This is a genomic window from Flavobacterium sp. (genome assembly GCF_024642105.1).
In the GTDB taxonomy this organism is placed as follows: domain Bacteria; phylum Bacteroidota; class Bacteroidia; order Flavobacteriales; family Flavobacteriaceae; genus Flavobacterium.
In genome coordinates this window covers 45,823-57,854 of the sequence record NZ_JAHEBT010000057.1, presented here as the reverse complement: position 1 = coordinate 57,854, position 12,032 = coordinate 45,823, and the positions used below count along the sequence as shown (strand labels likewise).

The 12,032-nt window shown below is 34.6% G+C and carries 3 protein-coding genes; all 3 read right to left on the bottom strand.

Features of this window, described 5'->3' with window-relative positions; all coding sequences use genetic code 11:
• Positions 1-9,986 (bottom strand): MBG domain-containing protein (locus Q0L65_RS13625; RefSeq protein ID WP_296687354.1); only part of this gene is annotated, 9,986 nt, incomplete at its 3' end.
• 59 nt (positions 9,987-10,045) lie between these two features.
• Complete coding sequence (locus Q0L65_RS13620) at positions 10,046-11,629, bottom strand: SUMF1/EgtB/PvdO family nonheme iron enzyme (protein WP_296687353.1); 1,584 nt, start codon at positions 11,627-11,629, stop codon at positions 10,046-10,048.
• 29 nt (positions 11,630-11,658) lie between these two features.
• Positions 11,659-11,940, bottom strand: coding sequence for a hypothetical protein (locus tag Q0L65_RS13615; RefSeq protein ID WP_296687352.1), 282 nt, complete (start codon positions 11,938-11,940; stop codon positions 11,659-11,661).
• Between the last annotated feature and the right edge of the window lie 92 nt (positions 11,941-12,032).

Genomic DNA, 12,032 nt, shown 5'->3' with positions numbered 1-12,032 from the left:
TCAGAACCAACTATAGTAAACACATTGTTATCTGAATCTCCAATACCACTAACAAGTGTGTATGCATGGGTATTGTTTGAATCTACATCGGTAGTACTCAATACTCCAACAATTGTATTTAAAGTAACATTCTCATTTATGGAACTACTAGTTAACCCAATGTTTGTTGGTGATTCGTTACTATCATTAACAGTAATTGTAATAACCTTATCAAAAAATAATCCCCCTTGATCAGTCGAACGTACACGAATACTATAAGACGATTTTGTCTCATAATCAGGGCTAGACGTAATTTTTAAATCAGAACCAACTATAGTAAACACATTGTTATCTGAATCTCCAATACCACTAACAAGTGTGTATGCATGGGTATTGTTTGAATCTACATCGGTAGTACTCAATACTCCAACAATTGTATTTACAGTAACATTCTCATTTATAGAACTACTAGTTAACCCAATATCTGTTGGTGATTCGTTACTATCATTAACGGTAATTGTAATAACCTTATCGAAAAATAATCCCTCAGAATCAGTAGTTCTTATTCGCACACTGTAATTGTTTTTCGTCTCAAAATCAAAAACTTCATTTGATCTTAATTGATTACCTACTATAGTAAAAAAAGTGTTATCCGTAGCTCCTACACCACTAACTAAAGTATACGCATGTGTATCATCTAAGTTAGCGTCTGTTGTACTTAATGCGCCAAGTATAGATCCAATTGAATTATTTTCTATAATTATATTGGAACTAATTGTAATATCTGTTGGGCTAACATTTGATGTCTCTATTGTCAATATTCCTGGAACATATGTAAATGAATAATTATCTGATATTAAACCTGCAGAGGATATAGCATATGTGCCCAAAGCTTCTCCAGGAGCTCTAGATGTGGTTAAACTACCCGAAAGATTTGACAATGTTTCACCACTAATTAAGCCTGTAACAACCACTGTAAATAAAGGATCTGATGTGTCTCTAAATTTATTTTTATTATCAACTGTGACTGTAAGTGCGCGTTTAGAAATCAATCCATCGGTTCCAGAAATTATAGCACTAGTCCCCCCAGTTACAAAATAGTTATTAGAATCTGTTCCTGATAAGATAATATCGGTAATTTTATAAGACTGCGTTCCACCATTAGGACTATCAAATAAAGCAGTTCCTGTTGCAGTAACAATATCCTGAGCTTGGATTGGTGCCAATGCTAATGTTAAACTAGGCATTTGGCGGTTTCCATCATATACTTTTGTTTTAGCACTAGTAATACTTGGTGTTAGAGCTTTAGGTATAACAGTTTGAATCCCTTGAACAATAATAGTGTTGTTAAAATTAGCACTGGTTTCAACAATATTATTAGCTTGTAAAATATAGGTACCTACTTTTAATTTTCCTGATGTACTATAAATTGTATTTACAACAGAAATATCAAAAACTGCACCACCAGATGATCCGTCTTGAACTGTTACTGTTCCATTAACTACTGTTGTGCTAGAAGTTAAATCTACTATTGTGTTTCCAGTACTAACATATTGTGCAGAGGCAATTTCATAGTTGCTAGTTGTACCGTATGTAGTTTGAAGATTGGTTACTTTAACTAATAATTGATCAGCGCCAACAATTGTATAGTCTCCAGACTGATAAATAAAATTATAATTACCTGAAGCAAGACCTGAAGCAGATAGAACCCCCGGATAGAATTGTGCCAATTCAACTCCTGATGCTCCTGCATTGGTTCGGGTAATGATTAATCCTGTTTGATCAATCACATTGGAATTTTCTCCAAACTTAAAACCAAGAAAACTAATTCCTGCATAACCACTTGTGTCAGGTCTAGTAACAAATTTACTATCGTTATTTACCTTTACTATTAAGTTTGCTTTCGTAATAGATAAACTAACATTTTCAACCAAAGTAACTAAATAATTACTAGCCTTAAAACTTCCATTGTCAGCCAACCCTAAAGTACCTCGTACTAGTGTATAAGACCCTACATTTTCTCCAATATTCCTAGAAAGAGTACCAGTAAATAATGGCATTTCTCCTGAAATAGCACCTGAAAATCCGTAGGTCAAAATAGGATCTAAGTCACCATATACTTTAGTCAATCCAGTAGTTGGACTTATTATTAATTGTTTCTCCTTAATTCTAAATGTAACTGTTTTGGTTCCAGTATAGGAACCGATACCTACAATAGTTATAGTTGCTGTTCCTACATTAATATGGTTAGAATAAGTAAGTGTGTAATCTACACCACTTACTAAATCAATTATACTGTCTTTAATTACAGGCAAGGGCAGTTGAGCCTGACCACTATAGGTTAAATCTTGAATTGGATTAATTATAATACTTCCAGATGAAATATGTTTTCTTCCAATTGTAAAACTAACATTATTAAAAAAAGATAAATTATAATTAGATGGTTCTAAAGATCCTTGTGATGATAATTGTAAGTTACCCACATTAATTAAATAAGTACCTGGAGCTTCACCCGTTACTCTAGCCAAACCACCTGAAAACATTGGTGTTTCTCCATTTACATTTCCTGAGTAATTATATTCAAATTGAGGGTCTAATTGTCCAAAAACCTTAGATTGACCAGTTTTAGGTACAATCTCAAGCGAGCGTTTAGTAATTTTACCATCTGTAGCTACTAGTATTGTCGATGCTCCACCGTTGATATAATAATTTCTTGCATCAGCGCCTGAAACAATTATATTAGATATGGTATAGGTTTTATCTCCAACAGAAGCACCATCAAATTGACCAGATCCTGTTGCACTTACCAAATCTAAAGGGTATTTGTTGACAACCGATAAAACCACTGGTGGCATGAGATCATTCCCGTCATATACTTTTATTTTTGAACTAGTAACAGTAACCAATAACTCTTTTGGAACTACCGTATGAATTCCTTGTATTTCAATTGTGTTATTGAAATTTGTTGTAGTTTCAATACTGTTGGAAGCACCTAAGGCATAAGAACCAACTGCTAATTTTGATGAAGTACTTAAAATTGGATTCACAACTGCAATAGTAAATATTGCTGATCCAGATGATCCATCTTGAACCGTAACTACTCCATTACTAATAGTGGTACTCGATGTTAAATCTACTATAGTATTGCCTGCAATCATGTATTTAGCAGATACTAAGGTATAATTGGCAATACCACCATAAACAGTCTGAACATCAGCTACTTTAACAACTAATTGATCTGCGGCTAGTATCGTAAAATCCGCTGGCACATAAGTAAATGAATAATTGTCAGATGTTAAGCCGCTGGCTACTAATACATTGCTATATACTCCAGCACTTTGCACACCGGAGTTGGTTCTTGTAATAACCAAATTGGTATCATTTAAAACGGCTCTAGTTTCTCCAAATTGCAGTCCAGTTATTGAAATCCCAGCATAGCCTACAGCATCATTTTGCGTTACAAACTTACTATTGTCATTAACAGTAATGGTTAAAGGCGCCTTAGTTATTGTTAAGGTTTCATTATTAGAAAGGGCTAAATAATAGTTTAATGCATTAAATGTCGAGGTATTTCCTATAGTTAAATCTCCAAGATTATAATCATAAACTCCAACATTCTCGCCAAACTCTCTACTTAAGGCACCGGTAAATAGCGGTACTTCACCAGCTATTGTTCCTGAAAATGAATAAGAAAAAACAGGATCTTGATCACCGTATACTTTTGAACTACTTGATGTAGCTGTAATACTAAGTAATTTAGGTTGAATCTCAAAGGTAATGGTTGCCATACCTGAATAATTCCCCGTTCCAGTTATAGAAACAGTTGCAATACCCGCAGCTTTGTTATTAGAATACGAATAGGTAAAATCAGTTCCTTTCACTAAAACAATTGAATTATAACTTACCTGTGGTTCTGGTGTATGGAGCTGACCACTATAAATTACCGATTGAGGGGAACTAATAGTTAAATCTGATATAGAAAATTGTTTTTTAGTAATTGTAAATGCAATTCCTGATGTAAATTCCAAAGTATAATTAGTCGCTAAAAAACTGGATTGATCAGCAGTTGCTAAAGTTCCTATTGTAATCGGATAAACCCCTACATTTTCACCGCTAATTCTACTTAAAGCTCCAGAAAAATTAGGCGTTTCATTACCTAAATGACCACTATAATTATAAGATAAAATAGGATTTAAATCCCCAAATATCTTACTTTGGTTATTGTTTGGAATAATAAATAAAGTTCGAGTAGTAATGAGACCATTATTTCCATTAATAGTTGCTGAAGCTCCTCCATTAACATAGTAATTTTCGCTATCAACTCCTGAAAGCACAATATTACTAACAACATAAGATGGAGAACCCGCATTCTTACTTGAATAAACACCTGAACCTGTAGGTGCTACTTTATCACCAAAAAAAGCATCAGTTGTAGAAAGTGTTACATTATTCATTAACGTATTCCCATCATAAATTTTAGTTAGACCGTTTGTGATAGCTATTGTCAGATTTCGGGCTGTAACTCTTAAGTTTCCTTGCAACACAATGGAATTATTAAAGTTAGAACTAGCAATAATTATATTGGTTGCATCTAGTTCATAGTTTCCTACCTTAAGCCTACTCGTACTGCTATATGCAGGCTGTAAAGGAATAATATCAAAAATTGCAGAACCACCTGAACCATCGGTAACAGTTACCTTGTTGTTAGAAATTGTTGCATTCTGTGTTAAGTCAACCACAGTTGAATTAGAAGAGGATAAATATTGAGCAGACACCACTTGGTAGCTGGCTACAGCACCATAAGCCGCTTCTGCGTTTTGAAGTTGTACTCGTAATTGATCTGCAGCAATAATAGTATAATTCCCTGACTGATAATTCAACTCATAATTAGAAGCAGCTACACCTGTTGCATTTAATACACCAACATACTCTCCCGCAATCTCCTCGCCAACATTACTTCTTGAAATAGTTAAATTGCTCTCATCCAAAACCGCTTTCGTTTCACCAAATACAAATCCTATATAGCTAACACCTGCATAGCCAATTACATCTGGCTTAGTAACAAACTTACTATCATCTAAAACTTGAACCGTTAACGGAGCTTTAGTAATACTAAAGTTACTATTAGGCGATAGAATCAGGTTGTAATTTGTTGCTTTAAATGTACCGTTATCATTCATCATCAGCGACCCAATTGAGATAGCATAATTACCGACACTATTCCCTACAGCTCGAACCAATACACCATTAATCAACGGAGTTTCTCCCGCTAAAGCTCCTGATGTAGTATAAGTTAAAATTGGATCTGGAGTACCATAAACTTTAGTCAAACCAGCCGTTGGAGTAATTACTAAGTCTAAAGGATTAATTACACCATCTGTTACTTCAAAGGGTAATGGAGCAATATAATTAGCACTATTAACTCCAGAAATACTATAAACTACTGTGATTTTTTTGGCAACTCCCACTGAAGCATTTTCATAAGTAGCTACAGCCGTCACAGTTACATCATCTCCTGATTTTATTCCAATCACAACACCTTTAACAACTGCTGCAGTAGTAGTACCCGAATATGACTTAGCTTTAGTAAGTACTGGATTCGAAATTTTAAGTTGTATTGGTTCGTTATCTACAATTGTAGCATCTGCGGATGCAGATGTAAACGTCCCTTTAGGATTCTGAATACTAAAATCATTCGAATAATCTCCAAATAACATTTCAAATTCTACAGTATTGTAACCAGAATAACTTAACTTTTTAGTACTTCCATTAACCTTTGACGAAAGCTGTATCGAATTGACTGGATTACTATAGTTTACAATTATAGAATTTTGTTCGTTAAATCCTATTTTTGAACTTCCTGAGCCATTAAATACTGCACCATCAAGTGTCGGTGTTACACTAATAGTAGAGGTGTTACCTAAACGATAACTTGTAAATTTATTTAACTGTAGTGAACTTTTTGAGTACAAACCATTTATAGTTACGGTAAAATCCTTTAATGCAACTTCTACAGTAGTATTGCCTTTGTAAAACTTTATCTCAAAGTTCATATAACTTCCGCTACTACTATCCGAATTTAAAACGGGTGTAAAACCTGTGCCAGCTTTATCAATTAAATAATCCCCCCATGGGCTAGAGACTACATTACTAATTGCAGTAACCCTAGCTCGTGCGTGTAATTGAACCCCATTAACTGTAAACAATGCCGTTCTATATATTGCACCAACTCGTTTTGCCGTTCCTGATACAAGAGTTGTAAAGTCTAAATTAAATCGTTCATTATTAACATCTATTATCTCTTTACCATCAAAAGTTTCAGTAAGAGGATATACTATTAATTTTAAAAGTTCGTCAGGTTCAATAATTTCATCATCAATTATTGGAGTACGAACCCATAAAAGTGTATTGGATGGTATTGCAATAAAATTATTGAATCGCGTCCATGTAACTCCCATATCAATAGAGGTCTCTAAATCTGATTGTCCAACAGTAGTTACAGAGGATAGCGCCCCATAATCGATCCCTTTCCCCCTGGCTGTAATTGCCGCTAATTCAAAAGACACCTTTGCACCAGGTGTTCCCGTCACAATAAAATTGATATAAGCATCTCCTTCTTTTACTGAAGTGGGTGATACAGAAAATGAATTGCTTACTGTTGGTACCAATATATTCAATCGATATTCTTTAGAACTCATTCCGTCTGCAGATGTCGCTCTGATTAAAAAGGATTTTGATTGACCATTGATAGCATCCGAAAATGAACTAGCATTAGTGTGTGTAACTCCATTTATTGTAATAGTTCCATTACTATCATTTAAAGTGGGCGTAAAACTAAAACTAGTCGCTCCTGCATTTAAAACAACAGCATAATCCAATGTGCTTGAATTAAAAGTTGGAGTTAAAGTTCCTGTACCTATTGCTAATGAACTCAAATTGATATTATATGGAATGGTCAACAACACAGCGTTGCTGTATACCAGATTACAAGAAGCGTTGTTTACTTCAGCACGGAAGTAAGTCGAATTTAATAAAGAAGAAGTGGTATATGATGCGGTTGTAGCGCCTGTACCAGAGGCGACAGAGGTCCAAACATTCCCATCTGTAGATTGTTGCCATTGAATCGCTCCTGTATGACCTGTTAAACTAATTGTAGTACTTGCTCCTGCAGCTAAAAGACTATTTGGAACAGATGCAGTACCTCCTGTCGAAGGGGCATGGATAGCTATTGCTACAGTAGTACTAACAGCAGAATTACAAGAGCCATTGGCTACTACCGCTCTGTAGTAAGTAGGGCTAGTTAATTCAGTAGTTGTATAGTTAAATGTTGTAGCTCCAGAACCTCCGCTAACATTAACCCAACCTGTGGTTCCATTTGCCGATTGTTGCCATTGAATAGAATTGGCAGTATAACCTGAAACACTTAAGCTTGTAGTAGTATTAGGACATACAGTAGTAGCAGTTGCGGTTGCGTTTCCTCCAACCGAAGGAGCCGTTACAGTTAAAGTAGTTACTGTACTAATTACAGATCCACACGTTCCTGAAATAATAAGATAATAGTATTTTGTACCTACTGTAGTAGTACTAATGGTTAAAGAAGCTGTTTGTGCACCATTAGCACTACCTAAACTGGTCCCGCCAGTTGTTGAATTAGTTGTATTTGAAAACCACTGATAAGTTAATCCCGTTCCTGTTACTGATGCAGTCAGTGTTTGTGTTGAGTTTTGACAAGCAAAAACTAAAGGAGCAGGTTGACTTGTAATGACAATCGGAGCATTAATAGTAGCGGTAACTGCCTTCGAGCTTGATAAAGCACCAGATACAATACTTATATTTTCTGAGTAAGTACCAGGAGTAATGTTTGGTATTGGACGAACGTATACAGCAGTAGAGGCCAATGTTCCAGAAGATGGCGTTAAAGTAATAACCGAAGATGCACCTATCCAAGAGGTTTGATTAACTGACAACTGAAAATTAGTTGGTGGCGTAATAGTAACATTAGATGTTAAAGACTGTCCTGATACTGTAAAGGTCTCATAATAGGTTAAACGAGAATTGGCTTGTGATGCTATTCCTGTAGCTTTGTTAAAGTTAGTTTCAAAATTAGCTCCAGGGAAATTACCACCACGAACTTCCAGTCCTGGATTAGCAGCCAATAACTGGTTCAAGTTACCCGCAGTAGTATGACCAATTAGAGTGCCATTATCAGGATATAAATTAGAAAGATAATATTTACCATCTGAAGCATTTTGATACACTAAATAAGGCGTATAAGAAAGTACCGATGCAAATGGATCAGCGACCCTTAAATTGATAATATCCGAAGAGGTAATTGGGAAATCAGCTATACCCGATGAGTGGTTCGGAATTATCCTTGGGGCCAAACAATTTGTAATGGTCGAAAGTGTAGTATTACTTACTGTTAGTGTTGGATTTACAGCCATTGTTGTAACAGCAATACTTTCCGCACCATTTCCAACAGAATTTACAGCTCTTAGTTTAATATTAAGAGTAGTTCCATTAGTTAGTCCAGTAATAGTTATAGGAGAGCTTGTTTGAGTAGCTGTTGTCCAGCTACCATTATTAAGTGAATATTCATATCGTGTAATTGCAGAACCACCAGTAGATCCAGAAGTAAATGAAATTGAAACTAAGGTATTACCTGGACTAGCAATTAAGTTAGTTGGAGCAGATGGTGTTGTAACGGGTGTCACTGAAATAGCGTCACTAACAGCTCCATTTCCAATATTATTTACAGCCCTTAATTTAATAGAATAAGCTGTTCCATTGGTTAATCCTGTTATAGTTATAGGGGAGCTTATTTGACTTGCAGATGTCCAAGTACCATTATTAAGCGAATATTCATATCGTGTAATTGCAGAACCACCATTAGATCCAGAAGTAAATGCGATAGAAACCAAGGTATTACCTGGTGTACCAATTAAGTTAGTTGGTTCTAATGGTGCAGTGTTAGTTCTATAAAGAGCATAACTTTTACCCGAAATTAATGAAGGAACTATTGATGATGATGTTTCGTCTACATTAGCACGAATATTTGAAATACCTCCAACAAGAGCTGTTAAGCCAGTACTAAGTGATTCATCTCCACTAAATAATTTTACTATTCCTCCTAATCCTGTAGTAATAATAGGACTTCCTGTGATCAATATGTTACCTCCGGTTGCTATTCCAATTGAATCGTTTTTAGCTGCATTAATTAAAATAGCTTCTGATGCAGTAGATGTAGTTGTAATATTTTGACCAATAGTAATATTACCATTTAACGTTTCAATTCGAAGCGTACCATTTGAAGCCGTCGACCCTAAATTTAATTCATGTATAATTAAACCTCCTGCAGCATCAACAAATCTTAGACTTCCTAATCTAGCACTAGTACCACCACTTAAACTAACTACATTATTATCTATATTATCTAATGTAAATGTACCTGAACCCTGCAAAATTAAATCATTTGCTACTAATGGGTTGGTTTGAGTAACACCTGTACTAGCCGATAAAGTAATACTAGAATTTGTAGCTGATAATGTGTTATTTATTGCAATTGAAGCACCCGAAATTTCTAGAGGTCCAGAAGTACTTATTGGATTATTTAAAATAATATTTCCTATAGCAATTAAAGAAATAGCATTTGTTGAATTACTAGAAAAACTTGCATTAAAATTTATTGAATTAGCAGAGATTGTTAAAGGAGCAGAATTAACAAATGCTAATATATCTGAAGCATTAATTGTTACAATATTTCCATTTATTGTAATTAAGCCATTATTGTAATTCCATGTAGTAGAACCCTGGCTATCTCCTCCCGAAGAAACAACTGTTACATTACCTGGAGGTAAACCTTCATTAGCCATTGTATAACCACTTCCATTACCTCCTAAATATTGAGCATTAGAATTAAAAGAACATATAAAATAAATAAATAAGAAAAATGCTAATTTAAAATTTGTTCGAACTTTAAAATTGAACAATGAATTTATTTTAATCATAATTTTTAGTGATGTAATAGTTGTAATTTTTATAAAAACAATTGATTTAACAAGATAATTTATAGCTTTCGAACACCTCGAAATCCATAAGAGGAATACCTAGGTGAATAAACCGTCGTAGCACTATTACGATCAGACACTCTTAAATGCGAATTTCTCGAAAACGAACTACCTCCTCTACTACCTCCTCCAATTGTGTTTGTAGGCCAGGATGTTTGATTACTAGAACCCGTTGCAGACAAAACTCCATCTCCATTTATAGATGAATAGCTCTGCCCCATTGTGTTGCCTACAGTTACAACTTGTTCAACTAGATTACCACTCATTTCCATAATACCATAGTAAGTAGCGCCAGCTTCTTGACGGGTAGTAGCCCCACGAGCAAAAGCACCTACACGAATAGGTCCGCTTAAGGTAGTATCCCAATACACTGCATTAGCACCTGTTATACTTGTTGTTTCATTGTTAGCTCCAGGATTAATAATGTTTGAACTTCCGTCAGTAAGTACAATTGATCCCCAAGCATATTCTCCAATTACGGGGTTTTGATTGCCTCTACAGGCCTTTTCAAATTCCATTTCAGTCATAGGTCTTAAACCAGACCAATCCAAATAAGCAAGACCATCAAGCCAGTTCAAATAATTACATGCAATCCATTCTCCATCTACACTTTCATTAGGAATATCATCAACATCTAAATCACAATAAAAAGTGATAGGATTATTAGCTTCAAAGTTAGCCGGTGATTTAATTCCATTTCGATCATTAGATCTTGGAGCAGTAGAATTACACAATACATACCTATTGGTAACAGAAGTTGCAGACACAGTTATTGATGTATTAATCCTACTAACTTGTTGTTGTCTTGTGAGAAGATTCAAAAAATCCCTATATTGACCTTGAGTAATTTCATACTTCATACAATAAAAAGCAGAATATCCTTTTGGATAGGATGCAGATAATGAAGATGAAACTGTTTCATCTCCCCAAGAAAGATTACCAGCTTGTTTCCCTATAGTTAATGCTGCTTCTGACAAAATTTGAAAAGGAGTTGTTGAACCACTTACCCAAGAGCCATCTCTAAAACTATTTGCTTCATTGATTAAGTTTCCTAAAGAAAAGCTTCCTTGTGGTACATAAACCATTTCAACTGCAAAAACTTTAATTTCCACAACATCAGCATCAGCTATACTATTCAAACCATAATTCCATATAAGTTTAACATTATTTAAAGAAAAATTCCCAGAACCAGGAACAGATCGGTAAATAAATGCACCCATAGCATCTGAAGGTATATCAATAGTAGCACCAGAGGGAGCTGTTTGATTTAACCCCGTCTTTAGTTTAGCATGCTCCCAAACTCCACCGTTTTTTCGATATTTGACAAATATCCAAGCAGCATCCCAATTACTTGGTCCAGTAGTAGTACGCCAGCTATTTTCCCAACTCAAATTAAAATTGACAGTCTGAGTATCTAAAGTTGTATTCTTATCAGATAAATAAACAGTATTAATTTGAATGTTATTAGCGTTAGCAGCAAAATTCACTGAAAAGAAAAATGAAAGTACAGCAGTAAAGCAGAATAGATTTTTTAAAATTATGGAGCTAATTAATTGTGTCGAAAATATTTTATTGAATTTCATATTAAATGTTTAGGGAGGTAAATTTTGAATCAAAAAGAGAAAATATCTGAAGTTGTTATAGTAACTGGATGCAATTCGTCTAGAATTTCATTAGATAAGCAATCAGTAAATAAACCTGTAGGATTTAATGTGGCTAAAGTAGATCCTAAATAGGAATTACTATTTACGCCTAATCTGTATGTCATAATACCACTAAAAGGATAATCTACTATAAGAAATTGTGCACTTGCAAAATGACAACTAAACAACAATAAAAAAGTGAAAGTAATTTGCAATACTGGTTTTGAGAAAAAAGATTTTTTCAATATCATAGCTACTAATTTGTGGGGTAATTAATCGTTTCCCAAATGATGTTGGTAAACTTAACTCACAAAATTATCGCTTTGTACTAGCCTAAAATCGC

Bases quoted from the DNA above. Each gene is read 5' to 3' on its own strand.
- Q0L65_RS13615 (WP_296687352.1), bottom strand. From the start codon at position 11,940: ATGATATTGAAAAAATCTTTTTTCTCAAAACCAGTATTGCAAATTACT.
- Q0L65_RS13620 (WP_296687353.1), bottom strand. From the start codon at position 11,629: ATGAAATTCAATAAAATATTTTCGACACAATTAATTAGCTCCATAATT.